Annotated in this window: 26 protein-coding genes; 6 read left to right on the top strand and 20 right to left on the bottom strand. The window is 65.9% G+C overall.

Annotated elements, in window-relative coordinates:
• The 4 genes from cyoE to DFR45_RS05275 are packed head-to-tail and all read right to left on the bottom strand — an operon-like array spanning position 1 to position 3,650.
• The gene (cyoE, locus tag DFR45_RS05290) at positions 1-909 is read right to left on the bottom strand and encodes a heme o synthase (protein WP_114482626.1); all 909 of its coding nucleotides are present in this window, start codon (positions 907-909) and stop codon (positions 1-3) included.
• On the bottom strand, positions 906-2,162 hold the full coding sequence (locus DFR45_RS05285; RefSeq protein WP_114482625.1) for a COX15/CtaA family protein: 1,257 nt from the start codon (positions 2,160-2,162) through the stop codon (positions 906-908). Before DFR45_RS05285 ends, cyoE begins: the two co-directional genes overlap by 4 nt.
• A complete protein-coding gene (locus DFR45_RS05280; RefSeq protein WP_114482624.1) occupies positions 2,162-2,908 on the bottom strand; it encodes a hypothetical protein in 747 nt (248 codons plus the stop codon). Before DFR45_RS05280 ends, DFR45_RS05285 begins: the two co-directional genes overlap by 1 nt.
• Positions 2,850-3,650 carry an SURF1 family protein gene (locus DFR45_RS05275; RefSeq protein WP_241659345.1) on the bottom strand — a complete coding sequence of 267 codons (801 nt, stop codon included), beginning with the start codon at positions 3,648-3,650 and terminating at the stop codon, positions 2,850-2,852. The genes DFR45_RS05280 and DFR45_RS05275 overlap by 59 nt, the downstream gene beginning before the upstream one ends.
• Between DFR45_RS05275 and DFR45_RS05270 the strand changes: the two genes are divergently transcribed.
• The gene (locus tag DFR45_RS05270) at positions 3,649-3,870 is read left to right on the top strand and encodes a twin transmembrane helix small protein (RefSeq protein ID WP_114482622.1); all 222 of its coding nucleotides are present in this window, start codon (positions 3,649-3,651) and stop codon (positions 3,868-3,870) included. The two genes, DFR45_RS05275 and DFR45_RS05270, sit on opposite strands and share 2 nt — an antisense overlap.
• A 73-nt stretch (positions 3,871-3,943) precedes the next feature.
• On the opposite strand, the gene DFR45_RS05265 is transcribed toward DFR45_RS05270, so the two are convergent.
• The 10 genes from DFR45_RS05265 to DFR45_RS05225 all read right to left on the bottom strand — a co-directional run bounded on the left by DFR45_RS05265 (position 3,944) and on the right by DFR45_RS05225 (position 13,103).
• Complete coding sequence (locus DFR45_RS05265; RefSeq protein WP_114482621.1) at positions 3,944-4,825, bottom strand: cytochrome c oxidase subunit 3; 882 nt, start codon at positions 4,823-4,825, stop codon at positions 3,944-3,946.
• 58 nt (positions 4,826-4,883) lie between these two features.
• A complete protein-coding gene (locus DFR45_RS05260; protein WP_114482620.1) occupies positions 4,884-5,102 on the bottom strand; it encodes a DUF2970 domain-containing protein in 219 nt (72 codons plus the stop codon).
• Entirely contained in the window at positions 5,099-5,701 is a 603-nt protein-coding gene (locus tag DFR45_RS05255) for a cytochrome c oxidase assembly protein (RefSeq protein ID WP_114482619.1), read from the bottom strand. The genes DFR45_RS05260 and DFR45_RS05255 overlap by 4 nt, the downstream gene beginning before the upstream one ends.
• Before the next feature lie 28 nt (positions 5,702-5,729).
• The gene (locus tag DFR45_RS14585) at positions 5,730-5,843 is read right to left on the bottom strand and encodes a cytochrome oxidase small assembly protein (protein ID WP_211306508.1); all 114 of its coding nucleotides are present in this window, start codon (positions 5,841-5,843) and stop codon (positions 5,730-5,732) included.
• A gap of 20 nt (positions 5,844-5,863) precedes the next feature.
• Positions 5,864-7,486, bottom strand: coding sequence for a cytochrome c oxidase subunit I (ctaD, locus tag DFR45_RS05250; protein ID WP_114482618.1), 1,623 nt, complete (start codon positions 7,484-7,486; stop codon positions 5,864-5,866).
• A 30-nt stretch (positions 7,487-7,516) separates the two neighbouring features.
• Positions 7,517-8,698: a cytochrome c oxidase subunit II gene (gene coxB, locus DFR45_RS05245; protein ID WP_114482617.1), complete on the bottom strand. Its 1,182-nt coding sequence runs from the start codon at positions 8,696-8,698 to the stop codon at positions 7,517-7,519.
• Positions 8,699-8,761: 63 nt separating this feature from the next.
• Positions 8,762-9,259, bottom strand: a complete 498-nt coding sequence (locus tag DFR45_RS05240; protein WP_174564674.1) for a DUF2244 domain-containing protein — start codon at positions 9,257-9,259, stop codon at positions 8,762-8,764.
• A 100-nt stretch (positions 9,260-9,359) separates the two neighbouring features.
• On the bottom strand, positions 9,360-10,292 hold the full coding sequence (locus tag DFR45_RS05235; RefSeq protein WP_114482616.1) for a methyltransferase domain-containing protein: 933 nt from the start codon (positions 10,290-10,292) through the stop codon (positions 9,360-9,362).
• Positions 10,293-10,299: 7 nt separating this feature from the next.
• Complete coding sequence (locus DFR45_RS05230) at positions 10,300-10,803, bottom strand: cyanophycin metabolism-associated DUF1854 family protein (RefSeq protein ID WP_114482615.1); 504 nt, start codon at positions 10,801-10,803, stop codon at positions 10,300-10,302.
• Positions 10,804-10,820: 17 nt separating this feature from the next.
• Positions 10,821-13,103: a cyanophycin metabolism-associated ABC transporter gene (locus DFR45_RS05225; RefSeq protein ID WP_114482614.1), complete on the bottom strand. Its 2,283-nt coding sequence runs from the start codon at positions 13,101-13,103 to the stop codon at positions 10,821-10,823.
• Between the two features lie 170 nt (positions 13,104-13,273).
• Here DFR45_RS05225 and DFR45_RS05220 point away from each other — a divergent pair, with 170 nt between their 5' ends.
• Both DFR45_RS05220 and cphA read left to right on the top strand, forming a co-directional pair.
• Entirely contained in the window at positions 13,274-15,487 is a 2,214-nt protein-coding gene (locus DFR45_RS05220; RefSeq protein WP_114482613.1) for a cyanophycin synthetase, read from the top strand.
• Positions 15,488-15,557: 70 nt separating this feature from the next.
• Positions 15,558-18,125: a cyanophycin synthetase gene (gene cphA, locus DFR45_RS05215; RefSeq protein ID WP_114482612.1), complete on the top strand. Its 2,568-nt coding sequence runs from the start codon at positions 15,558-15,560 to the stop codon at positions 18,123-18,125.
• 33 nt (positions 18,126-18,158) lie between these two features.
• On the opposite strand, the gene DFR45_RS05210 is transcribed toward cphA, so the two are convergent.
• The gene (locus DFR45_RS05210; RefSeq protein WP_114482611.1) at positions 18,159-19,670 is read right to left on the bottom strand and encodes an AMP-binding protein; all 1,512 of its coding nucleotides are present in this window, start codon (positions 19,668-19,670) and stop codon (positions 18,159-18,161) included.
• Positions 19,671-19,865: 195 nt separating this feature from the next.
• On the opposite strand from DFR45_RS05210, the gene DFR45_RS05205 reads away from it, so the two are divergent.
• Genes DFR45_RS05205 through trmL form a run of 3 tightly spaced genes read left to right on the top strand, consistent with a single transcriptional unit; the run spans position 19,866 to position 21,619 of the window.
• Positions 19,866-20,321, top strand: a complete 456-nt coding sequence (locus tag DFR45_RS05205) for a hypothetical protein (protein ID WP_114482610.1) — start codon at positions 19,866-19,868, stop codon at positions 20,319-20,321.
• 34 nt (positions 20,322-20,355) lie between these two features.
• Complete coding sequence (locus DFR45_RS05200; RefSeq protein WP_114482609.1) at positions 20,356-21,111, top strand: phosphoribosyltransferase family protein; 756 nt, start codon at positions 20,356-20,358, stop codon at positions 21,109-21,111.
• 28 nt (positions 21,112-21,139) lie between these two features.
• On the top strand, positions 21,140-21,619 hold the full coding sequence (gene trmL, locus DFR45_RS05195) for a tRNA (uridine(34)/cytosine(34)/5-carboxymethylaminomethyluridine(34)-2'-O)-methyltransferase TrmL (RefSeq protein WP_114482608.1): 480 nt from the start codon (positions 21,140-21,142) through the stop codon (positions 21,617-21,619).
• Between the two features lie 15 nt (positions 21,620-21,634).
• Here trmL and DFR45_RS05190 read toward each other — a convergent pair whose 3' ends face one another.
• The 5 genes from DFR45_RS05190 to DFR45_RS05170 all read right to left on the bottom strand — a co-directional run bounded on the left by DFR45_RS05190 (position 21,635) and on the right by DFR45_RS05170 (position 25,967).
• Positions 21,635-22,252, bottom strand: a complete 618-nt coding sequence (locus DFR45_RS05190; protein ID WP_114482607.1) for a ParA family protein — start codon at positions 22,250-22,252, stop codon at positions 21,635-21,637.
• 1 nt (position 22,253) lies between these two features.
• The gene (locus DFR45_RS05185; RefSeq protein WP_114482716.1) at positions 22,254-23,249 is read right to left on the bottom strand and encodes a Bug family tripartite tricarboxylate transporter substrate binding protein; all 996 of its coding nucleotides are present in this window, start codon (positions 23,247-23,249) and stop codon (positions 22,254-22,256) included.
• 44 nt (positions 23,250-23,293) lie between these two features.
• Complete coding sequence (pcaF, locus tag DFR45_RS05180) at positions 23,294-24,496, bottom strand: 3-oxoadipyl-CoA thiolase (RefSeq protein WP_114482606.1); 1,203 nt, start codon at positions 24,494-24,496, stop codon at positions 23,294-23,296.
• A gap of 87 nt (positions 24,497-24,583) precedes the next feature.
• On the bottom strand, positions 24,584-25,237 hold the full coding sequence (locus DFR45_RS05175; protein WP_114482605.1) for a 3-oxoacid CoA-transferase subunit B: 654 nt from the start codon (positions 25,235-25,237) through the stop codon (positions 24,584-24,586).
• Between the two features lie 55 nt (positions 25,238-25,292).
• Entirely contained in the window at positions 25,293-25,967 is a 675-nt protein-coding gene (locus tag DFR45_RS05170; RefSeq protein WP_114482604.1) for a 3-oxoacid CoA-transferase subunit A, read from the bottom strand.
• Positions 25,968-26,087: the final 120 nt, after the last annotated feature.

Genomic DNA, 26,087 nt, shown 5'->3' with positions numbered 1-26,087 from the left:
TCACAACACGTAATGATCGACGAGCAGCGCAGCGAACAGCAGGCTCAGGTGGATCAGCGAAAAACGAAAGGTCTTGCGCGCGAGCGCGTCCGAATAGTGGCGCCAGAGCTGGAACGCGTGCCAGCAAAAGCCCCCGCAGAGCAGCGCAGCCGCGGCCAGGTAGATCCACGAGCTCATACCGTAGATGAAAGGCATCAGGCAGCCCGCGAACAAAATCAAGGTGTAGAGCAACACCTGCAGCCGTGTGAACTCGTTGCCGTGCGTCACGGGCAACATGGGCAGGCCGGACTTGCGGTAGTCCTCGACGCGGTACAGCGCGAGCGCCCAGAAATGCGGCGGCGTCCACAAAAAGATGATGAGAAACAGCATCAGCGCCTCGGGCCCGACCTCGCCCGTCATCGCCGACCAGCCGAGCACCGGCGGCATCGCGCCCGAGGCGCCGCCGATCACGATGTTCTGCGGCGTGAGCGGCTTGAGGATCACGGTATAGACCACGGCGTAGCCGACGAAAGTGGCAAAGGTCAGCCACATCGTGAGCGGGTTCACGAAAAAATACAGCAGCGCCGAGCCGGCCGCGCACAGCGCCGCGGAAAACAGCAGGGTTTGCGTGTTCGAAAGCTCGCCCTTGGCCGTGGGGCGCCAGGCGGTGCGCTTCATTTTGGCGTCTATGCTTTGCTCGACGATGCAATTGAAGGCCGCGGCCGCACCAGCGACCAGCCAGATCCCGAAGCACGCCACGGCCATGCGCGCGAGCTGGTCGGGCGCAGGCCAGCCCGGCACGGCGAGCACCATGCCGATGAGCGCGCAAAACACGATCAGCTGCACCACGCGCGGCTTGGTCAGCGCATAAAACTGCGCCCAGCGCGAAGGCACGGACGCGGCGGAAACGGGGGCGGGAGCGGCACTCATGCGGAAATATTGCGAATCTGGGCGGCCTTGGCGTCGGCGTGGCGGACACTGCGCCCGGGCTGCGGTTCATGGAAAGGCACGGCCACACGCGCCACGCGAACACCGCGGCTCGCCGCGAGCGCCCAGGTCAACACCAGCGCGAGCGCTGCGGCTCCACCCGTGTGCAGCACCGCGGCAAGCAAAGGCCAGCCGAACACCACGTTGCTCAGCCCCGTGAGCAGCTGCAAGAGCGCCAAGCCTGCGAGCCAGCGTGCCTGCGCACGCAGCGCCGGCTCGGCGCGCAGGCGCCAAGCCAGCAGCGCAAGCGCAAGCAGCACGACGTAGGCCATGAGCCGGTGCGTGTAGTGGATGGCCGTCAAGGCCGCGAACGGGATCGTGCTGCCGTCGGCCTGCAGCCCCAGCGGGCGCCAGAGCGTGAAGCCTTGCGCGAAATCCATGCGCGGCCACCAGCTGCCTTGGCAGGTGGGAAAGTCCGTACACGCGAGCACCGCGTAATTCGTGCTGACCCAGCCGCCCAGCAACACTTGCAGCGCCAGCAAGGCCGCCACCACCCAGAGTAGACGCCGCAAGCCCGCGGCCATCGGTACGAGCGAAGCACCGCGTGCCGCGAGCGTATGGCGCACGGCCTGCACGCACAGCAACACCAGCAGCACCAGGCCGCCGGCCAGATGCAAGGTGACAATCGCTGGGAACAGCTTCATCGTCACCGTGAGCGCGCCAAATGCCCCTTGCAAGCACACCCACAGCAGCGTGGCCGTGGGCCACCACGGATGGATGGGCAAAGCCGCATCGGGTGCGCCTGCGGCACGCGCGCGCCGCCAGAGCACCCAGCTTGCCACCGTGAGCACGATGATGAGCCCGCCCACGGCGGTCGCAAGGTAGCGGTGGATCATTTCGATCCAGGCCTTGCCATGCGTCACGGGCCCGCTGGGCAGGGCCTGCTGCGCCGCGGCGATGTGTGCGCGCGCGCCCACGGGGCTCGCCTGGCCATAGCACCCTGGCCAATCGGGGCACCCCAGGCCCGAATCCGTGAGGCGCGTGAAGGCCCCGAAGAGCATGAGATCGAAGGTCAAAAACAGCGTCAGCACGGTGAGCGCCTGCAGCCGGCGCACCGGCGCGCGGCCGCGGCTGCGCCACAGCGCCCAACCGAGCGGCGCGAGCGCGAGCAAGGCGCCGAGCAGCAGCAGCCACACCAAAGGCGCGAGCGAAACGGACGGTGTGGCCGCGGTAACGGCAAGCGGGCTCGCTGGCATCAGCGCGACTCCGGCCGGCCAGGTTCGTCCCACGAAGCCGAGGCGCGCAGCAGGCGCTCGAGGTCACGCTTGGCCTTCGCCGCGCCCGCGCGATCCAGCCCGGCCGGAAAGCGCATCATCCAGTTCCCCATGGGATCGACGAGGTACAAATGGTCGGCCAGCTGCTGCCCCGGCGCAGGCTGCAGCCATGTGGCCAGCGCCTTGGCATCGACGCGCAGCACCGTCGCCTGGCGCAAGGCGGGTAACAGCGCTGCGGGCACGGGCGCGTCGTCGTCGATCAGCCAGACCCAGTCGATGCGGTCTTTCTCCGCGCCCATGCTCTCGCGCAGCTGGCGCTGCAGGTACAAGTGCTGCTCGCAGCTGGCGTTGCAGGCCCCGCCCGACACGCTCACGAGCAGCCACTGGCCTTTGAGCGCGGCAAGCGACCCGCCGGAACGGCCGTCGAGCGTGGTCGTGGGCAGCGCGGGCAGCGGGCGCTGCGGCTGAATCAGCTCGCCATAGTTGCGCCGCGCTTCGGGGCGTATTACGTAATAAGTGAAGTACGAGGCGACCACCGGCGCCGCGCAGACCAGCAGCAGGAGCAGCAGCTTCCAGCGCCCGTAGCGCGCGCGCTCGGCATAGGCCACGGCGTCACCCGCCTGCGGCAGGCTGTGCACCGTGAGCCCAAGCACATGGTCGCGCGGCGGCTCAGGCGGCGGGCTGGGTGCGCGGGCGGAGAAAACGTCGGACGATTTGGAACCAGACATAAAGCAAAGCAATCAGGCCGCTGAGCCCGAACCATTGGAGTGCGTAACCGTAGTGTTTTTCGATACCGAGCGCGACGGGCGGCCAGTCGCGCAGCAGGCCCTCGCTCGCGGGCCCGGTTTGCAGCACCGTCCAGTCGGCCAGTGGCAAGCCCGTTTCGCTGCGAAAGGCGGCAAGATCGAGATTCTGCCGGATGGGCGAAGACCCTGGCGCCGCCGCGCTGTGGCCGAACTCCAGCAAGCTCGAGGGCGGCGGCGCAAGGCGCCCTTCGATTCGCACCCACCCCGCAGGCGTCTGCACTGGCGGCAGTTGCGTGCGCGCCTCGAAGTTACGCGGCACCCAGCCGCGCTGCACCAGCACCACGGCGCCGCCCGGCTCCAGCTGCAGTGGCGTGCAGACGAAAAAACCGGGCCGGCCCTGCATTTGGCGGTTGTCCAGATACACCGTGTGCGCAGGCAGCCAACGGCCCGTGAGCACCACGCTGCGGTACAACAGCGGCTCGACCTGCGCGCGGGCGCGCTGCGCATCCTGCGGCAGATGGGCAAAGAGCTGGTTGCCGTCGAGCGCCGGCAGCGCCGCCTGCTTTGCCATGGCGGCCTGCAACGCCTCTTTCTGCGCGGCGCGCCCCAGTTGCCAGCGCCCCAGCGCCAGCGTAAGCACGACGCCACACACCGCTGCCAGCGTGATCAGCCAGAAGCGTCCACCCAGGCGTTGTCCGGGCAAAGATGTCACAATCTCCCGCATGAAATACGTCGTTCTCGTAGCATTTCTCGCCATTCTCGCGAGCTTGGGCGCCGCGCTTTTTTTCATGATGCGCGGCGACCGCACTGACAAGTCCAAGGGCCACTACATGGCGCGGGCGCTCGCCGTGCGCGTGGGACTTTCGATCGCGCTCTTTCTAGGCATTTTGCTCGCCTGGAAGCTCGGCTACATCCAGCCTACGGGCCTACAACTCGCGCATTGACCGCCCCGCCCCTCGGCCAAAGCGTGCCCAAAGCAAAAAAGCGCCTCCCGGCGCTTTTTTGCTGCGTTGCGCATCACATCCAATACACCAGCACGTACAAGGCGAGCCAGACCACATCGACGAAGTGCCAATACCAGGCCGCCCCCTCGAAGCCGAAATGGCGCTCGGCCGTGAAATGGCCTTTTTGCAGGCGCAGCGTGATGAAAAACAGCATCAGCATGCCGATGAACACATGCAGGCCGTGGAAGCCCGTGAGCATGAAAAAGGTCGAGCCATAAATGCCCGAGCTGAGCTTGAGGTTTGCCTCGGTATAGAGGTGGTAATACTCGTACCCCTGCACGCACAGGAAGATGAAACCCAGCAGCACCGTGAGCCACATGAAGGCAATGGTCTTGCTACGCTGGTCGGCGCGCAATGCGTGGTGGGCAATCGTGAGTGTGACGCCCGAGCTCAGCAGCAAAGCCGTGTTGATGGTCGGCAACCAGAACGGACCCACAGTCTCGAAGGGCTCGACAATACCGGCGGGCGAGCCCGTCGCGCCAGGCACAGCGCTGGGCCACACGGCCTTGAAATCGGGCCAGAGCAGCTGGTTGTCCAGGCTTCCCAGGGCAGGAATGGAATGCGACCGCGCCCACCACAAAGCCGTGAAGAAGGCCCCGAAGAACATCACTTCGGAAAAAATGAACCAGCTCATGGCCCAGCGGTAGGAAAGATCGATCTTGCGGCCATACAGACCACTCTCGCTCTCGCGAATCGCATCGCGAAACCACTGGTACAGCACCGAGAGCCACCACACCAGCCCGAGCGCGAGCGAATACTTGCCCCATTCGTGGCCGTTGATCCACTGGCCTGCACCGAGGATCACGAAAAACAGTCCGATCGCCGCCATGACGGGATGGCGCGACTCGGCAGGCACGTAGTAGTACGGCGTCGTGCCGTGGGTTGTTGCACTCATTTCAGCTCCTCGATTTCAATCTTTGTTTCTCGGTTTTCGAACCAACGAATCTACGCCATCAGACGACCATTTTGACCAGGGCGATCAAGCCTATTACGAGCAAGAACACCGCGAACAAGCCCACCGCAATGATATGCAGCGGGTTGAGTTTTTCGATGTCCCGCTGGTATTCGCTGCCTTTGCGCAGACCGATCAGCGACCAGGCCACCGCCCGCACCGTACGCCCCAGCGAACCCTTGCGCTGCAGCGGTGACTGTGGAGGGTCTTGTCCGCTCATGCGCCAGCTCCTGCCGCGGCCAATGCCGCCTGTTGCGGCGGCGCGGGCGTCTTGCCGCCGACCTCAAAAAACGTGTAGGACAAGGTGATGGTAGTGACATCCTTGGACAAGCGCGGATCGATCACGAACACCACCGGCCACTGCTTTTTCTCACCTGGCTCGAGCGTGTACTGGTTGAAGCAGAAGCATTCGAGCTTGTTGAAGTGCGCCGCCGCCTGGCGCGGTGCATAGCTTGGGATGGCCTGTGCCGACATGCGCCGGTTCTGCGTATTCTGAAACTCATACATCACGGTGGCGAGTTCGCCAGGGTGCACCTGCATCGAGTGCACCGCAGGCTTGAACGCCCAGGGGCCTCGCGCATTCGCATCGAACTCCACCGTAATGGTGCGGCTCGTGTCCACCTGCGTATTCGCGGGCAGCTTCGCACCCTTGCCCGCTCCACCGGGCACATCGAGCTCGGCCAACGAGAGGATGTTGATCCCGGTGAGTTCGCAAATGTGCTTGTACAGCGGGATCAAGGCATAGCCAAAGGCGAACATGCCGGCCGCAACCACAGCCAGCTTGCCCACCATTTTGGCGTTTTCACTGCGAATACTCATGACAAAAACGCCATCACCCAATGCGGATTCAATGCGACAGCCATGCCACCTTGGCCACAAAGCCGAGGAAAAAGGCCAGCGCCACCGATGCCAGGATCAACGCCATGCGCAGATTGCTCTTTTTTTGCTCTGGGGTCGTCATGCAAAAGCCATTCACACCATTCAGCCGATCACGCGCGTTGCCGTGACGTCGAGCTTCGGGGGCGTCTCAAACGTGTGGAACGGCGCAGGAGAGGGAACTTCCCATTCGAGGCCCTCGGCGGCTTCCCATGGTTTTTGCGGCGCTTTGGCACCCTGTCCGCGCATCACGGGCAACACGATGAAGAAGAAGAAGTACACCTGCGCCAAGCCGAAAGCGAAACCACCTATCGATGCGATCGCATTGAAATCAGCGAACTGCATCGGATAGTCGGCGTAGCGGCGCGGCATGCCGGCCAAGCCCAGGAAATGCATGGGGAAGAAGGTGACGTTGAACGAGATCAGCGACCACCAGAAGTGGATCTTGCCGCGCGTTTCATCGTACATCACACCCGTCCATTTCGGGCTCCAGTAATAAAAGGCTGCGAACATCGAAAACAGCGAGCCGGCCACGAGCACATAGTGGAAATGGGCGACCACGTAGTAAGTGTCCTGCAGCTGGATGTCGAGTGGCGCCATCGAAAGGAACAGCCCCGTAAAACCGCCCATCGTGAACACGAAGATGAAGCCCACGGCGAACAGCATCGGGGTTTCGAAGGTCATCGAGCCGCGCCACATCGTGGCAATCCAGTTGAAAATCTTCACGGCCGTGGGCACGGCGATCAGCATCGTCGCATACATGAAAAACAGCTGACCCGTGACCGGCATGCCTGTCGTGAACATGTGGTGCGCCCAGACGATGAACGACAAAATCGCGATCGAGGACGTCGCATAGACCATGGAGGCATAGCCGAACAGCTTTTTGCGCGCAAACGCGGGCACCACCTGGCTGATGATGCCGAAAGCCGGCAAGATCATGATGTACACCTCGGGGTGGCCAAAGAACCAGAAAATGTGCTGGTACATGATCGGATCACCGCCACCCGCGGGGTTGAAGAAGCTCGTCCCGAAATGGCGATCGGTCAGCGTCATGGTGATGGCGCCGGCGAGCACGGGCATCACGGCGATCAACAGGTACGCGGTAATGAGCCAAGTCCAGCAGAACATGGGCATCTTCATGAGCGTCATGCCCGGCGCGCGCATGTTGAGGATGGTCACGATGATGTTGATCGAGCCCATGATCGAGCTCGCGCCAAGGATGTGCATCGCGAAAATGCCCGCATCCATGGACGGCCCCATCTGCAGCGTGAGCGGTGCGTAGAGCGTCCAGCCCGCAGCCGGCGCGCCGCCGGGCATGAAAAACGACGCCACCAGCATGATCGCCGCCGGGATCATGAGCCAGAAGCTGAAGTTGTTCATGCGCGCGAACGCCATGTCGGACGCGCCGATCTGCAGCGGGATCATCCAGTTCGCGAAGCCCACGAAGGCCGGCATGATCGCGCCAAACACCATGATCAGGCCGTGCATGGTCGTGAGCTGGTTGAAGAGCTCGGGATTGACCAGCTGCAGGCCGGGCTGGAACAGCTCGGCACGAATCAGCAGGGCCAGCACGCCACCGACCATCAGCATGGTGAAGGCGAACAAAAGATACAAAGTGCCTATGTCTTTGTGGTTGGTGGCAAAGACCCAGCGCCGCCAGCCGCTCGGCGCGTGGCTGTCGTGGGCGTGGTCGGCTGCATGCCCATGGTGGTCGAGAACTGCGCTCATTTCGGATTCCTCACTGCAAAAAGACGATGATCACTTGCCACGTTGGGCCACGACCTCTGCGGGCTGCACAAGCTGCCCCGTTTTGTTGGACCAATTGTTCTTGGTGTAGGTGACGACGGCCGCAATGTCAGTGTCGCTGAGCTGCGACCACGATGGCATTCCCAATGCCTGGCGGCCATGGAGCACGACCTGGATTTGCTTTGCATGGTCTTCGTCGAGCACGATGGCCGAACCATCGAGCGGCTTGATCGGCCCCGCGCCCTTGCCGTTGGCTTGGTGGCAGGCGGCACAGTTGGCCGCATAGACCTTCTCACCGCGCGCCATGAGTTCGGCTAGCGTCCAGACTTTGCTCGGATCGTCGAGCTTGGCGGCAGCGATCTTCTTTTGTTCACCCACCCAGTTGGTGTAATCCTGCGCCGATACGACCTTCACGTGGATCGGCATATAGGCATGTTCTTTGCCACAAAGTTCGGAGCACTGCCCGTAGTAATCACCAACCGTTTCGGCACGAAACCAGGTGTCGCGCACAAAACCGGGGATGGCATCCTGCTTGATCCCGAATGCCGGCACGGCAAATGAGTGGATCACATCGTTGGCCGTGGTGATGATGCGCACCTTTTTGCCCACCGGAACGACCAGCGGGTTGTCTACACGCAGCAGGTAGTCGGCGGGCGCCTGGCTCACGTCACCGCTGTCGGACATGGCGCGCTGACTGCTGTCGAGGGTGGAAATGAATGAAAGCCCTTCGCCCTCGCCATTGAGGTAGTCGTAGCCCCACTTCCATTGGTAGCCCGTGACCTTGACCGTCAAATCGGCGTTGGTGGTGTCTTTTTGTGCGACGATGACCTTCGTCGCCGGCAGGGCGATCAGGATCACGATGATGAAAGGCACGACCGTCCAGGCCACTTCGACGGCCACCGATTCGTGGAAGCTTGCAGGCTGCGCGCCACGCGACTTGCGGTGTTTCCAGATGGAATAAAACATCACGGAAAAAACGCCAATGAAGATCACCGCACAGATGATGAGCATCATCCAGTGCAGGAAATGCTGCTCTTCGGCAATTTTGGTCGCGGGCGACGTCAGGTTCAACTGCCGCACTGCCGGACCACCGGGCAGGCTTTGAACGGCATGCGCAGCCCCCGCCGTCCATGCCGCCGCAGCGAGCGCAAGATGCGCCAGTCTGTTGGAAATGCTCTTGTTGCTATGTTCCATTTGTTTCTCTGTCTCGATTGAAAACCAACCCTCAGTCCACCGGATGCGCCACCGTCTGCAAATTCAGGCAGCGCGCAAAGCCATACGAATCTCCGAGGCCAATGCCGCACGCAATTCCGGACGCACGAAGCGCCCAACTTCCATCACTTTGCCTTGTGCAGACAAGGTGATCAGAGAGCGATCCCCGGTCTTGGGTTCGACGCGAACCCACTGGCGGTCGAACTCTGCACGCTCTAGCCGCCCTGCAGTTTCCCGCTCCACGACGAGGCGAGCCCCTTCGAGCGAAATCCTCTCACCGTCTGCCGCATGGCGCCCATACAAGACGAACGCGATTCCTACGGCAATGATCTCGATCCCCGTGAACGGCAGCACGAGCAATGCGCCACGTGTCCAAAAAAACAAGGCAATCCCCAGCGATACGGCACACAAAGAAAGGTACAGCCCGCCAAGCTGGGCGGGAGTCACCGAACAATTGCGCGCAAGACGCCAATCGACACGCTGCCCCGTCACGGTGGCAAAACGAAAGACCATGTGACTCACCTGAAAACGCTCTGCCTGCATCAATGGCTGCTTTGGTGCGCATGAACACGCAAACGCACCTACCGCCGGGATACGATCCAAACCAATCATCCGTTCGCTGGGAATTGTAGCGCGGCTTGTTCTAGATCATTGACAAAGAATTTACTCGAGATTTCACTGGAGGGCCTGCGCCCAGCAAGGCCCGCATGTCTTGCAAAGAAATGTGGCTCTGCGGCTGCATGCGCACGCGCGGCGCGGGCTTGAGCGCGTGGCCATAGATGATTTCGAAACTCAGCGCGAGCTGCCCGCCGTGGCGCGAATCGGCCAGTTTTTGCGCCAAGACCGCACACAAACGCTCACGCCAGCGCCGCCCGCGCAAAGCCGCGAAACGCTGTGGGTGCAAGTTGCGGCCCAGTTCGGCTAGCTCTTGGAGCAGGCGCTCGGGCGTCGCGAAAGTCAGCGTGATGCGCTCCATGTCCATGACGGGCTCGGCAAAACCCGCTGCGATCAACATGTCTCCCCAGTCGTGCATGTCGGTAAACGCATGGCTGGGCGGCGGCCAGCCGAGCTCGGCATAAAGCATGCGCAATTCATGCAGCGTATCGGGCCCAAGACAGGAAAACATCACATAGCCGTCCACCGCCAGTGCCTGCAACCATTGCGCCAGCAGCGCTTGCGGATCGGCCTGCATGTGCAGCGCCATGTTGCTCCAAAGCATCTGTACGCTCCCTGGCGCTGGCAGCGCAAAGCGCGTTTTCGGAGCGCGCCAGCGCAGCGGGCGCCACCAGGGCTGCGCCAAGGCTTCGCGCGCCACGGCCGCGTGGCCCGGCACGGTTTCGACGACCACGCACTCGGCGTGCGGATAACGCTGGCTGATCAGGGCATGGGCCTGCAGGCCGCCGCGCACCGGCTCCCAATGGCACCATGTGGCGGGTGCGGCGCGCATCCACTGCAGGCGCTCTTGCATGCGCCGCGCCACTTCTTCGTGCAGCCAAGGCGCCTTGGCGGGCGCCGTTGCATGCCAGCGCGCGGCGGCAAGCGGATCGATGAGGGGCGAATGGTCGGTGTCTGCCATGACCGCATCACAGGAAACGCTCGAGCAAGCGCCGCGAATGGCGATCGAGCGCGGTGGCATCGGGTATCTTGAACTGCAAGCCATCGCTCGAAGCGATCAGCAAGCGCGTGCGGCTGCCCAGGTGGCGGATGTCCTCCTCGCCCTTGAGCACGAATTGCGCTGCTCCACGATCCGTTTGCACCTGCCAGGTGCTGGGCGTGGAAAAGCTCGAAACGGCGAGGATTTTTTCTATCGTCGGCGTGAACTCGCGCACCGCGAGCTCCTCTTCGACGAGCTGCCGATCCGCAGCGCTCAAGCGATCGAAGCGCGCGACCCAAACGATTTCGTGTCCGTCGGGGCCCAGCAGCGCCAGCCCTTCCTGGGGCGCGGCGATGGGAAAGGCGCGCACGGGCGTGACGTCTTCGTGCACGCTGCCGTCCGCCATGGTCAGCACGAGGCGCCCGTGCGCATCGCGCTGCAGCATGTCTGCGCCAGCCGTCAGGGCAGAAGCAGGGGAAATCTTCGGTTCCATGCAAGCCTTCCTTCGCGTCAAACGTCCCCTGCGGGGTGCGCCGAATGCAGCAGGCTGCTTTCGATCACCACGCCCGCAGCCTCGGCGTCTTCCTCGGCGCGGCGCACCTGCGCCTGGTACAGCCGCCAATACGCGCCCTGGCGTGCCATGAGCGCGTCGTGCGGGCCGACTTCGACCACCTCGCCGCGATCCATCACGACCAGGCGATCGGCCTTGCGCAGCGTCGAGAGGCGGTGTGCGATGGCGATCGTCGTGCGCCCTTGCACCAGGTTGTCGAGCGCCTTTTGGATTTCTTTTTCGGTTTCGGTATCGACGGCCGAAGTCGCCTCGTCGAGGATCAGGATGCGCGGATCGATGAGCAGCGCGCGCGCGATGCTGATGCGCTGGCGTTCGCCGCCCGACAGGCCCTGGCCGCGCTCGCCCACGAGCGAGTCGTAGCCATGCGGCAGGCGCAGGATGAATTCGTGCGCGTGCGCGGCGCGCGCCGCAGCAACGATCTCCTCGCGCGAGGCATCGGGCTTGCCGTAGGCGATGTTCTCGGCAATGGTGCCAAAAAAAAGGAAGGGCTCTTGCAGCACCAGTCCGATGTGGCGCCGGTATTCGGACACGGCAAAGCGGCGGATGTCCACGTCATCGACCAGGATGGCGCCTTCGCTGACGTCGTAGAAACGGCAAATCAGGTTGACCAGCGTGCTCTTGCCCGAGCCGCTGTGCCCCACGAGGCCAATCATCTCGCCGGGGTGGATGTCCAGATTCAAGCCACGGATCACCGTGCGACTGCCGTAGCGAAAACCCACGTTGCGCAGGCTGATCGCACCTCGCACCTGCGGCAGCGGCACGGGGTGGGCCGGATCGGGGACGTTGCTCACGTGGTCGAGGATGTCGAAGATGCGTTTGGCGCCCGCGGCCGCTTTTTGCGTGACCGAGACGATGCGGCTCATCGAGTCGAGCCGGCCGTAAAAGCGCCCGATGTAGGCAATGAAAGCCGTGAGCACGCCGACCGTGATCTGGTGGCGCGCCACGAGCCAGATGCCAAAGGCCCAGACCACCAGCAAGCCGATCTCCGTGAGCAAGGACACGGTGGGCGAGAACAAGGCCCAGGTCTTGTTGAGCTTGTCGTTGACTTCCAGGTTGTGCTGGTTGGCCTCGCGAAAGCGCTGCGCTTCGCGCTGCTCCTGCGCAAAGGCCTTGACCACGCGGATGCCGGGAATGGTGTCGGCGAGCACGTTGGTCACTTCAGACCAGACGCGGTCGATCTTCTCGAAGCCGGTGCGCAGGCGGTCGCGCACGGTATGGATCAGCCAGCCGATGAAGGGCAGCGGCACCAGCGTGACGAGCGCAAGCCAGGGGTTGATCGAAAACAGGATCACCGCGGTCATCAGGATCATGAGCACATCGGTGATGAAATCGAGCGCATGCAGCGACAAAAACACGTTGATGCGATCCGTCTCCGAGCCTATGCGCGCCATGAGGTCGCCCGTGCGCTTGCCGCCGAAATAATCGAGCGACAGGCGCAGCAGGTGCTCGTAGGTCGTGGTGCGCAGGTCGGCGCCAATGCGTTCGGACACGAGCGCGAGGATGTAGGTGCGCGCCCAGCTCAGTCCCCAGGCGAACACCGCCGACAGCAGCAAGCCACCCAGGTACAGCGTGACCAGGGCGGGGTCTATCGCCTGCCCGTTCTGGAACGGAATCAGGATGTCGTCCATCAGCGGAATGGTCAGGTACGGCGGCACTAACGTGGCCGCGGTCGAGGCCAGCGTGAGCAAAAACCCCGCGATGAGCTTGCCCTGGTAGGGCCGCGCAAACCGCCACAGGCGCAGCAGCACCCAGGTGGAGGTTTGCGGCGGCTGGGCGCGTGCGCACGCCGGGCATTCGTCACTGTCGGGCGGCAGCGGCGTGTGGCAGACGGGACACAGGGGCGCCTCGGAGACTTCATGCGCAGCGCCGCCGGCCATCTGTTGCTCGAAGCGTTGCAGCAGCCGCAGCGCCTGGCCATGTCGAGATTGGGTAAAGCGCCACAAGGCAACGCGCGCCTGCGCCGAATGCAGCTCCAAGGTGCCGACACCTGCATGGTCAAAGAGGCGCAGGCTCCAGCCCGGCGTGAGCGGCCAAGAGCGCCAGGCGGCAGCTCCGCCGCTGCAGTCAAGCAGACGCCGGTTCGTGAGCACGAGCCAACCCTCGGTGAAGCGCAGATCGGCACTCAGGTCAACCTGTAACACGGCCAGCACGTTTTCATCGGAGGCAAGCTCGGCGCGCAGCGCCGCCCCGGCAGCGCCGGAAAAGACATCAGAGGTATCCACGAGCAGGGTGATTAATAAAGAGTCTAGTGTGGCAGGGATTATCTCCCGCCACACGCTCCAGCCGGCCGAAGCCGCCATTTCGCGCTGGGTCTCATGGGCCTCACAATAGCAACCGCAAACGGCTACCTACTGCCACGCCTACCGCCGTCCCTCTTCCTTTCTTCCACTTTATGGCCCAAACCTTCGAAGACATCCGCTTGCTGCGCATCCATTACCTGCGCGGCCCGAACATTTGGACTTATCGCCCGGCGCTCGAAGTGTGGCTGGACCTGGGAGCGCTCGAGGACTACCCCTCGAACCGCCTGCCCGGCCTGACCGAGCGCCTGACCGCCTGGCTGCCGGCGTTGATCGAGCACCACTGCGGCGTGGGCGAGCGCGGCGGCTTTTTGCAGCGGCTGCAGGAGGGCACCTGGTGCGGCCACATCCTCGAACACGTGGTGATCGAGCTCCTCAACCTCGCCGGCATGCCCACAGGCTTCGGCCAGACGCGCAGCACCTCGCAGCGCGGCGTGTATCGCATGGTGTTTCGCGCACGCGACGAGCAGGTGGCGCGCATGGCGCTCGCGCAGGGGCATCGCCTGCTCATGGCGGCGATCAACGACCAGCCCTTCGACGTCGCCGCCGCCGTGGCGCGCGTGCGCACCGAGGTCGATGAGCGCTACCTGGGCCCGAGCACGGCGTGTATCGTCAGCGCCGCGACCGAGCGCGGCATTCCGCACATCCGCCTCAACGATGGCAACCTCGTGCAACTCGGCTACGGCGCGCGCCAGCGGCGCATCTGGACGGCCGAGAGCGAATTCACGAGCGCCATCGCCGAAGGCATTGCCTGCGACAAAGACCTCACGAAAAGCCTGCTGCAGTCCTGCGGCGTGCCCATCCCCGAAGGCCGCATCGTGCACAGCCCCGAGGAAGCCTGGGAGGCGGCGCAGGACATCGGCCTGCCCGTGGTCGTCAAACCCTCGGACGGCAACCACGGCCGCGGCGTGACGCTGGACCTGCGCCAGCACGAGGACATCGAAGCGGCCTTTCGCGTGGCCGAACCCGAGGGCAGCGAAGTGATGGTCGAGCGCTACATTCCTGGAAGCGAACACCGCTTGCTGGTCGTAGGCTCCAAGGTGGTTGCAGCTGCACGCGGCGAAGTGGTCAGCATCACCGGCAACGGCACGTCGACGGTTGCCGAGCTCATAGACGCGCAACTCAACTCCGACCCGCGCCGCGGCTATGAGGAGGAATATCCGCTCGAACTCATCGACGTGCGCAGCAACCGCGCCGTGCAGCTCGAACTGCAGCGCCAAGGCCTGGATGCCGACGCCGTGCCCGCCGCGGGCCAGCAGGTCGTGGTGCAGCGCAACGGCAACGTGGCCGTGGACTGCACCGACGAAGTGCACCCCGAAGTCGCCTACACCGCAGCCCTTGCGGCCAAGGTGGTGGGGCTGGACATCGCGGGCATAGACCTCGTGGCGCAGGACATCGCGCGGCCGCTGCAGGAGCAAGGTGGCGCGATCGTCGAGGTCAATGCCGGGCCGGGCTTGCTCATGCACCTCAAGCCCGCCGTGGGGGCGCCGCAGCCCGTCGGACAGGCCATCGTCGAACACCTGTTTCCTTCGGACGACGCGCACCAGCCCGCGGGCCGCATCCCGGTGGTGGGTGTGGCAGGCAGCCGCAACACGTCGCTGATCGCACGGCTCGTGGCCTGGCTTGTGCACCTGAGCGGGCGCCACACCGGGCTGGCCTGCCGCGCGGGCCTGTTCCTCGATCGTCGCCGCGTCGACGCCAGCGACAGTGCCCACTGGGAAGCCGCGCACCGCTTGCTCGTGAACAAAATGGTGCAGGCCGCGGTGATAGAAAACGACGCGCGCGCGATCCTGCGCGACGGCCTCGCGTACGACCGCTGCCAGGTTGGCGTGGTCACCGACATGGAGGGCGCGCAAGACCTGGCCGAATTCGACATCCAGGAGCGCGAACAAATGGTCAAGGTGCTGCGCACCCAGGTCGACGTGGTGCTGCCCGAGGGCGCAGCCGTGCTGCACGCGGCCGACCCGCTCGTGGCGGGCCTCGCGCCGCTGTGCGACGGCAGCGTTGTGCTGTACGCGCAAGACCCCACGCTCGAGGTGGTCGCGCAGCACCGCGCGCGCGACCACGGCCGCGCCGTGCTGCTGCGCCAGGGGCAGGTGGTGCTGGCCACGGGCAGCCATGAGCAGGTGCTCGGCGCGCTCGCAGACCTGTGCTTCGGGCGCAACGCCGTGGTGCCCGACACCGAGGCACTGCTCGCCGCGATCGGTGCAGCCTGGGCACTCGACATCTCGCCCGACCTGATCGCCGCGGGCATCAAGACCTTCGAGCCTGCGCTGCCCTTGACCGAGATGGCAGCAGCCCAAGTCTGACCCGCGTTTTCATTCATACAGCCACGCTATTCGGGCGACACTGGCTCGACAACCTCCCCAAGAGACTCTCATGGAAGTATCCCGTATCCGCGCGCTGCGCGGCCCCAACCTCTGGAGCCGCCACACTTCTATCGAAGCCATAGTGGCTTGCGCAGAGGCAGAGCGCTCCATAGACCAATTGCCCGGCTTCGAGGCGCGTTTGCGCGCGCTCTTTCCAGCCATCGGCGCGCTGCACCCCGAGGGCGGCGGCGCAGTGTCGCTCGCGCACGTGCTGCAGGCCGCGGCGCTCGCGCTGCAGGCGCAGGCCGGCTGCCCGGTGAGTTTTGCGCGCACCACGGCCACGGTCGATCCCGGCGTGTACCAGGTGGTGGTCGAATACAGCGAAGAGGCCGTGGGCCGGCAGGCGTTCGAGGATGCGCAGCGCCTCATCGCGGCGGCGCTCGGGCAAGGCAACTTCGACGCCGACGAAGCCATCGCGCAGCTGCAAGCGCTCTACGAAGACGAGCGCCTGGGCCCGAGCACCGGCGCGATCGTCGAGGCTGCGGCGGCGCGCGGCATTCCGTGGCGGCGCCTGACGCGCGGCAGCCTGGTGCAGTTCGGCTGGGGCTCCAAGCAGCGCCGCATCCAGGCCGCCGAGATCGATTCCACGAGCGCTGTGGCCGAATCCATTGGCCAGGACAAAGACCTGAGCAAACGCCTGCTGCATGCCGCGGGCGTGCCGGTGCCGCGCGGTCGCCCGGTCGAGAGCGTGGACGAGGCCTGGCAAGTGGCGCTCGAAATCGGCCTGCCCGTGGTCGTGAAGCCGCAGGACGGCAACCAGGGCAAGGGCGTGACGGTGAACATCGTCGACCGCACCGGGCTCGAAGAAGCCTACCGCAGCGCGGCCGAATACGGCACCGTCATGGTCGAGCGCTACCTGCCTGGCTATGACTTTCGCCTGCTCGTGGTGGGCGACGAGCTCGTCGCGGCGGCGCGGCGCGACCCGCCGCAGGTGCTGGGCGACGGCCAGCACACGGTGCGCGAACTGGTCGAGCAGGTCAACCAGGACCCGCGCCGCGGCGAGGGCCACGCCACCGCATTGACCAAAATCCGCCTCGACGACATCGCGCTCGCACGGCTCGCGGCGCAAAACCTCACGCCCGAATCGGTGCCCGCCAAGGGCCAGCGCGTGATCCTGCGCAACAACGCCAACCTCTCCACGGGCGGCAGTGCCACCGACGTGACCGACGACGTGCACCCCGAGGTCGCGGCGCGCGCCGTGGCCGCCGCGCAGATGGTGGGGCTGCACATCTGCGGCGTGGATATGGTCGCGCAAACCGTGCTGCGCCCACTCGAGGAGCAAAGTGGCGGCATCGTCGAAGTCAACGCCGCGCCGGGGCTGCGCATGCACCTTGCGCCCTCCTACGGCAAGCCGCGCAACGTCGGCCAGGCCATCGTCGAGCGGCTGTTCGCGCACGGCCAGGATGGGCGCATCCCCGTGGTCGCGGTCACGGGCACGAACGGCAAGACCACCGTCACACGCTTGATCGCGCACCTCTTTACTGCGCATGGCCAGCGCGTGGGCATGACCAACACCGACGGCGTTTACGTCGACGGCCGCCAGATCGACAGCGGCGACTGCTCGGGCCCGCGCAGCGCGCGCAACGTGCTGCTGCACCCCGAGGTGGACGCCGCCGTGTTCGAGACCGCGCGCGGCGGCATCCTGCGCGAGGGCCTGGGCTTCGACCGCTGCCAGGTGGCCGTGGTGACCAACATCGGCGCGGGCGACCACCTGGGCCTGAACTACATCACCACCGTCGAAGACCTGGCCGTGCTCAAGCGCGTGATCGTGCAAAACGTCGCGCCCACGGGCTACGCCGTGCTCAACGCCGCCGACCCCATCGTCGCGGCCATGGCCGCGGCCTGCCCGGGCCAGGTGATCTACTTCGCGAGCGACCGCCACCACCCCGTGATGGCCACGCACCGCGCGCAGGGCAAACGCACGGTGTACGTCGATGGCGACTCCATCATCGCCGCCGAAGGCTCGTGGCGCGAGGCCATCCACCTGCGCGACGTGCCCATCACGCGCAACGGGCGCATCGGCTTTCAGGTCGAAAACGTCATGGCCGCCGTGGCCGCGGCCTGGGGCGTGGGCCTGCCCTGGCAGACCATACGCCGCGGGCTCTCGGGCTTCGTAAACGACACCGACAACGCGCCGGGGCGCTTCAACCTCATGGACTACCGCGGCGCCACGGTGATCGCCGACTATGGCCACAACGCCGACGCCATGCGCGCCCTGGTGGCCGCCATCGACGCCCTGCCCGCGCGGCGGCGCAGCGTGGTCATCAGTGGCGCGGGCGACCGGCGCGATGAAGACCTGCGCGTGCAGACCGAAATTCTGGGCGACGCCTTCGACGACGTGATCCTCTACCAGGACGCCGCCCAGCGCGGCCGTGCCGATGGCGAAGTCATCGCATTGCTGCGCGAAGGCCTGGCCAGTGCCAAGCGCGCCCACCACGTCGAGGAGGTACGCGGCGAGTTCCTCGCCATCGACAAGGCGCTTGCGCGCCTGCAGCCGGGCGACCTGTGCCTGGTCCTCGTCGATCAGGTCCAAGAGGCGCTCGCGCACCTCGCGCGGCGCATCCAGGAAGCCCACTGACCGCAGGCCGCAAAAACTATCAAAATATGAGCTTCAAGCGCCCGTCAATAGGGCGCGAAGCTCGGTTTTGAGCACTTTTCCGTAGCTGTTCTTGGGCAGCGCCTCGACGAACTCATAGCGCTTGGGGCGCTTGAAGCGCGCGATGTGTTCGAGGCACAGCGCGTCGAGCTCTTCGGCGCTCACCTCGTCGCCCACGATGAAGGCCACGGGCACCTCGCCCCATTCGGCGTCGCGCAGGCCCACCACGGCCACTTCGCGCACCTGCGGGTGCAACAGCAGCACTTCCTCGACCTCGCGCGGGTAGATGTTCGAGCCGCCCGAGATGATCACGTCCTTGGAGCGGTCGAGCAGCGTGAGAAAGCCATCCTCGTCGAACTGTCCCACGTCGCCCGTGTAGAGCCAGCCGTCGCGCAGCGTCTTGGCCGTGGCCTCGGGGTTGCGCCAGTAGCCGGGCATCACGCTCGGCCCGCGCACCACCACCTCGCCCAGGGCGCCGGGCGGCAAGGTGTTGCCGGCCTCATCGACCACGCGCACCTGCACCGCCGCCTGCGCCACCCCCACCGAAGCCGCGCGCTGCAGCCAGCGCGGGTGGCTGGTGTCGGCCAGGTGCGTGCGCGCGAGCGCCGTGATCGTCATCGGACTCTCGCCCTGGCCGTAAATCTGCACGAAGCGCTGCCCCATCACGCGCAGCGCCTCGCGCAGATCATCGACGTACATCGGCCCGCCGCCATAGACGATGGTTTTGAAACCCGACACATCGGCGCCCGTCGCCTTCACGTGCTCCACGAGGCGGCGCACCATGGTGGGCGCGGCAAACAGCGTGAGCCGCCCCACCGAAGCCGCGAGCCGCACGAGCTCGGCCGGATCGAAGCCGCCCGAGCGCGGCACCACGTGGCGCGCGCCACGCTGCATCTGCGCGTAGTTGTAGATGCCCGCGCCGTGCGACATGGGCGCGGCATAGACCATGGCGTCCTCGGGCGCAATGTCGTCCACGTCGGAAAAGTAGCACAGCGTCGTGGTCAGCAGGTTGCGGTGCGTCTGCATCACCCCTTTGGGCCGGCCCGTGGTGCCCGAGGTGTAGAACAGCGAGGCGAGGTCGTCGGGCGCGCGCTCCTGCAGCGCCAGGGGTGCGTGCTGCACGGCCTGCTCGTACGCCGGGCTGCCAAGCACCAGCGTGTGCGCCGCATCCGCACCCGCGGCGAGCGCCGCCTCCCGCAGCTCTGCGGAGACGAACACCCAGCGCACCCCGGCGTCGGCGAGCACGTAGGCCAGTTCCTTGGCATGCAGTTTGTAGTTGACCGGCACTGTGACCGCACCGGCCCAATACACGGCGTGCAGCACCTCGAGGTACTGCGGGCAGTTTGCGGAAAAAATCGCCACGCGCTCGCCCGGCGTCACGCCCCATTGGCCCTGCAAAAAACCCGCGAGCGCAGCCACACGGGCGCCGAGCGTGCGGTAGTTCATCAACACCTCGTCGCCCGCCAGTACGGCGGGCCGCTCGGCATACGCAAGGGCGCTGCGGCGCAAGAGTTCGGTGATATTCATAGGGCGTAGTCTCCTGAAGAAAGCAGGCCATTTTCCTGCCGTCGCCTCGTCTGGTCGCCTCCCGCGCATCGGTGAAAACCCTGATGGGCATCCTGCAAAAAGGCCTTTATTTCCCCTTCTTTTTGACGAAATACAGAACGAGAAGGCGAAAATCCCTTTCGCATCACTCTACTTCCTGGTTCAAGGAGCATCGCTATGCCCATTTCTGCCGTAGATCGATCTCCCCCCTGGCGGCCACAAGGGGCGGATTTGTATTCGAGCGGCGCCTCTGGCGCTCCGCCCGTGCGGCCGGTCAACACCTCGCACCCGGTCGAATCGACCGATGGCCTTGGCCAGGGCAGCACCTTGCGCACGCCGGACGCATCCCAAACCAAAGAGGTGGCGGGAACGGATGGTATGCGTGCGCGCCGCGACGGCATCGAAACCCCCGCCGAAAAAGAGCAAAAAGCCAAAGAACAAATCCCGCCGCAGCCGCCGCTGTACCAGCAATTGATCGATTTCATCCAATCGATGTGGCGTGCCAGCAGCAATGCCGTGGAGGTCGCGCAAAGCGTCCACCAGACCGCGCAGCAAGAGCGCCTAGCGCAGCAAGTGCCCCAGGAGTCACCGACCTATTCGGCGCCCAAGGTCAAGCGCAGCAGCGGCTCGTGAAGCTCCGTGCCCGTAGCGCTTGCGCTTTACGCCCATGGCCGCCTTGCCCGCTTTGCCCGTAGTCGGCCCCGGTTTTGCCGCGCAGGTAGCGCGCAAGGTATACAGCCACCTTTTGCGGCGCATCCCCAGCCAATGCGCGATCTGCGGCGCATGGCCCGCTGAGCGCCTCTGCGCGGGCTGCGTGGCACGCTTCGCGCAGCCGCGCGCGCGTTGCCTGCGCTGCGCGCTGCCCGTGCCCGCGGACGTGCACACCTGCGGCGCCTGCCTGCGCACGCCGCCGTTGCTCGACGCCTGCCACGCCGCCGTGGATTACGGCTACCCCTGGGCCGGAGTGATCGCAAACTTCAAATTCCATGGTGACCCGGGCTGGGCGGCGGCGCTGGCGGGCCTGCTGCGTGCCACGCCCGGCGTCGAGCCCGCGCTCGACGCCGCCGACCGCGTGCTGCCCGTGCCGCTCGCGCGCGCACGCCTGCGCGAGCGGGGCTTCAACCAGGCCGCGTTGCTTGCACAGCAGCTTGCAGCGCACAAAACCGACAAACACCTGCTGCTGCGCCTGCGCGACACGCCAGCGCAAAGCAGCCTGCCGCGCCACGAGCGGCTGCGCAATCTGCAAGGCGCTTTTGCCGTCGAGCCGCTGCGTGCGGCGGGCCTCGCCGGGCAGCGCGTCGTGCTCATCGACGACGTGCTGACCACCGGCGCTACGCTGGACGCTGCGGCGCAGGCGCTGCGCGCAGCGGGCGCCGTGCACATCACCGCCCTCGTGCTCGCGCGCACGCCGGCGGCACGCTGAGCCAGTGCTGGGCGCGACAATACGCGCCATGTTCCGCATCGTCCTCGTCGAACCCGAAATCCCGCCCAACACCGGCAACGTGATCCGCCTCGCGGCCAACACCGGCTGCGAGCTGCACCTGGTCGAGCCGCTGGGCTTTGCCATGGACGACAAGCGCCTGCGCCGCGCGGGGCTCGACTACCACGAATATGCGCGCGTGCAGCGCCACCGCGACTGGCAAGCCTTGCTGCAAAACCAGCAGCCCGACCTCACACGCATGTTCGCGCTGACCACGCAGGGCAGCCAGAGCGTGTACGCCTGCCGCTTCTTGCCCGGCGACTGGCTGGTGTTCGGCGCCGAAACGCGTGGCCTGCCGCCCGCGCTGCGCGAGCGCTTTCCGGCGGCGCAGCGCCTGCGCCTGCCCATGCTCGCGGGCCAGCGCAGCCTCAACCTCTCGAACGCCGTGGCCGTGACCGTGTTCGAGGCCTGGCGGCAAAACGGTTTTGCCATGCCAGGCAATGCGCACTGAAGCGCCACGCGATGCTCAGGCATCGAGCCAGGCGCAAATCCCCTGCCACTGCGCCAGGTCGCGTGCCACGCGGCTGGGCGCGACGTCGAACAGCGTGAGCCCGTGCGCCGCGAGGTGCACATAGTTCTGCGTGTCGCGCAAATAGCCGAGCACCGGCAAGTCCAAGCCGGTGAGAAAGCGCTGCAGCTGCTCGGCCGCATGGGTGCGCTCGTCTACGCGCATGCCCACCAGGCCCACCGGCACGCCCGCGGCGCGGCGGTGCTCGGCAAGCTGCTGCAAGAAGGCATGCGTGGCAAAGATGTCGAACACGCTGGGCTGCAGCGGCACGATGACCTTGTCGGCGCGCTTGAGCAAGGCGTCCAGGCGCTTGCCGTGCAGCCCCGCGGGGGTGTCGATGACGACATGCGTCGTGCCCTTGGGCGGCTTGGCGAGCAGGTCGGGGCCAAGGTCCCAGCTGCCTATGGGGCGCGCCTGCGCGGGGCGCAGCCCCAGCCACAAGCGTGACGATTGCTGGCGATCGGTGTCGCCGAGCATGACGGCGTGGCTTTGCGCGGCAAAGTAGCCCGCGATGTTCGTCGCGAGCGTCGATTTGCCGACACCGCCCTTGGGGTTGGCGACCAGGATCACCCGCATTTCAGTCCACGCTCGCTCCGGAAGCCTGCACCACCTTGCTCCACTTGGCAGATTCGCTCTGGATGAAAGCGGCAAATTTTTCTGCAGTTTCAGGGTGCGCCTCGCCACCTTGCTCGGCGATCCTTTTCTTGACCTCGGGTTTGTTCAGCACCTTGACGATGGCCGAATGCAGCTTGCCGACGACCGGGGCCGGCGTGCCCGCAGGCACGAACAGACCAAACCAGGACATGGCCTCGTAGCCTGGCACGCCGGCCTCGGCGATCGTGGGCACGTCGGGCAGCTCAGGTGAGCGCTTGGCCGTGGTCACCGCCAGGGCGCGCAGCTTGCCCGAACGCACGTAGGGCAGCGCCGAGGGCAGGTTGTCGAACATGATGGCGATCTGGTTGCCGAGCAGGTCCGTGATGGCCGGCGCGCTGCCTTTGTAGGGCACGTGCTGCATATCCACCTTGGCCATGGTTTTGAACAGTTCGCCCGAGAGATGGATCGAGCTGCCGTTGCCGGCAGAGCCGAAGTTCACCTTGCCCGGATTGGCCCGCGCGTAGGCGATGAGCTCGGGCACGGTCTTGAAGGGCTGCGCCGGATTGGCCACGAGCACATTGGGCACGGTCGCCACGCGCGTGAGCGGGACGAAGTCCTTCACCGGGTCATAGGGCAGCTTTTTGTAGAGCGCGGCATTGATCGCGTGCGTGCCCACGGTTCCCATGAACAGGGTGTGGCCATCGGCGGGTGCGCGCGCTGCGGCCTGCGCGCCGATGTTGCCGCCCGCGCCCGCGCGGTTGTCTATCACCACCGGCTGGCCAAGTTCGGCCGCCAGTTCCTGACCGACGATGCGCGCGAGCAAGTCGGTAGTGCCGCCGGGCGTGAACGGCACGATGATGGTCAACGGCTTGGTCGGAAAGCCCTGCGCCGCAGACGGCAACGGCAACAGCACCGCCGCGGCAGCAGCGGCCAGGGTGCATAGCGCGGTACGACGCGCAAAAAAGCGGGAAATGGCCATCAACGTCTCCTTCATGAATATGGTGTTGTGGTGCAAGCAGCCGTTCACACGCGCTCGAGGATCACGGCGATGCCCTGCCCCACGCCTATGCACATGGTGCACAGCGCGTAGCGCCCACCCGTGGCGTGCAGGCGGTTCACTGCGGTAGTGGCCAGGCGCGCGCCGCTCGCGCCCAGGGGGTGGCCGAGCGCGATCGCGCCGCCCCAGGCGTTGACACGCGCGTCGTCGTCGGGCAGGCCGAGCAGGCGCAGCACGGCCAGACCCTGCGCGGCAAAGGCCTCGTTGAGCTCGATCACGTCGATCTGCGCGAGGTCGAGCCCCGTTTGCGCGAGCACTTTTTGCGTCGCGGGCACGGGCCCTATGCCCATGATGCGCGGCGCCACGCCGGCCACGGCCATGCCAACCACGCGCGCCTTGGGCGTGAGGCCGTGGCGCGCGGCCTCGGATTCGCTCGCGAGCAGGAGCGCGCAGGAGCCATCGTTCACGCCGCTCGCATTGCCCGCGGTCACGCTGCCGTCGGGCTTGACCACGCCCTTGAGCTTGGCCAGCGCCTCGAGGCTGGTTTCGCGCGGGTGCTCGTCCTGCGTGACGACGATGGGGTCGCCCTTTTTCTGCGCAATGTGCACGGGCGTGATCTCGCGCGCAAGATGGCCCGCGCGTTGCGCGGCCACGGCTTTTTGCTGGCTGGCGAGCGCCATGCGGTCTTGCGCCTCGCGCTCGATCTTGAATTCGGCGGCGACGTTTTCGGCCGTCTCGGGCATGGAGTCGGTGCCGTAGAGCTGCTTCATGCGCGCGTTCACGAAGCGCCAGCCTATGGTCGTGTCGTAGATCGCGGCGTTGCGGCTGAAGGCGGACTCGGCCTTGGGCATCACGAAGGGCGCGCGACTCATGCTCTCGACGCCGCCGGCGATCATCAGGCCCGCTTCGCCCGCCTTGATCGCACGCGCCGCCGTGCCCACGGCATCGAGCCCCGAGCCGCACAGGCGGTTGATGGTTGCGCCCGGCACCTCCACGGGCAGGCCCGCGAGCAGGCTGGCCATGTGCGCGACGTTGCGGTTGTCCTCGCCCGCCTGGTTGGCGCAGCCATAGAGCACGTCGCTGAGGCGCCCCCAGTCGACCTTGGGGTTGCGCTGCATCAGCGCCTGGATCGGGATCGCGGCGAGGTCGTCGGTGCGCACGCTCGCGAGCGCGCCGCCGTAGCGGCCGATGGGGGTGCGGATGGCGTCGCAGATGAAGGCTTGGGTCATGGAGTCTCCGAAATCGGTGGTTGGAAAAAACAGCAATGGCGGCGGCGATTTTGCCCCGCGCGTGAACGGCCCGCGCAGCGACCGCGATCAGCCGTCAATGGGCCGGATCGGCAGGCCCACGAGGCGCTCGAGCGCTTCGTGGGCAAGACCGGGCACGCGATCGATGCACTGCAGGCCCGCAGGCGTGCAAGCAAACGTCGCATGGTCGGTGTAGATGCGCCGCACGCAGCCCAGGCCCGTGAGCGGGTAGCTGCAATGCGAGACGATCTTGCTGTGCCCCTGTTTGGTCAGCAAGTCCATCATCACCCAGGTTTGCCGCGCGCCGACGGCCAAGTCCATGGCGCCGCCCACGGCGGGGATGGCGTCGGGCGCGCCCGTGCTCCAGTTGGCGAGGTCGCCCGTGGCCGAGACCTGGAACGCCCCGAGCACGCAGATGTCGAGGTGGCCGCCGCGCATCATCGCAAAGCTGTCGGCATGGTGGAAGTAGGCGCCACCGGGCAGCAGCGTCACGGCTTGCTTGCCGGCGTTGATGAGGTCGGGGTCTTCCTGGCCCGGCGGCGGCGCCGGCCCCATGCCGAGAATGCCGTTTTCGCTGTGCAAGATGATTTCGCGTCCCGGCGGCAGGTGGTTTGCCACGAGCGTGGGCATGCCGATGCCGAGGTTCACGTACGCCCCCTCGGGGATGTCTGCCGCGACGCGCCGGGCGAGCGCCTCTTTGCTTCTTAGTTGATAGCTATTCACGCTTTATCCACCTAGGTTTTTTGCGTTTTTTACATAAATATCGGGCACCATCGCGTCAGCGCAGCGCGCGCTCGACCTGCACGATGCGATCGACGAAGATGCCTGGCGTGACGATGCACTCGGGGTCGAGCGCGCCCAGCGGCACCACCTCGTGCACGGCGGCGACGGTGTAGCGCGCAGCCATGGCCATCACAGGGCCGAAGTTGCGCGCCGCCTTGCGGTAGGTCAGGTTGCCCCAGCGGTCGCCGCGCTCGGCCTGGATCAACGCCACGTCGCCGTGGATCGGGTATTCGAGCACGTAGTGCCGGCCGCCGATCTCGCGCGTCTCCTTGCCTTCGGCGAGCTGCGTGCCATAGGCCGTAGGACAGAAAAACGCCCCTATGCCCGCGCCTGCCGCGCGCATGCGCTCGGCCAGATTGCCCTGCGGCACGAGTTCGAGCTCGATCTTGCCGCTGCGGTAGAGGGCGTCGAACACGTAGCTGTCGGCCTGGCGTGGAAAGCTGCAGATGATTTTGCGCACGCGCCCCGCGCGCAGCAGCGCGGCGAGCCCCGTGTCGCCGTTGCCGGCGTTGTTGTTGACCACCGTGAGCTCGCGTGCACCCTGGGCGATCAGGCCATCGATCAAGGCCTCGGGGATGCCCGCGGTGCCAAAGCCGCCGATCAGCACGGTGGCACCATCCTGCACACCCGCGAGCGCCTCGGCCACCGAGGCCGCTTGTTTGTCGATCATGCGCATATCCTTCGTGGGTCGGGTTCGGCTGGCCGTCGCTGGCGCTCACGCCCAAGCCTGAAACCCAGATTGTCGATGAGGCGGCGCTGCGCGCCTACGCGGATCTAGGAGCCTGTCGGA

This window comes from Extensimonas vulgaris (genome assembly GCF_003337425.1).
Taxonomy (GTDB): Bacteria; Pseudomonadota; Gammaproteobacteria; order Burkholderiales; family Burkholderiaceae_C; genus Extensimonas; species Extensimonas vulgaris.
Note: the sequence above shows the minus strand (reverse complement) of the source record. Positions and strands in the feature narration are given on the sequence as shown.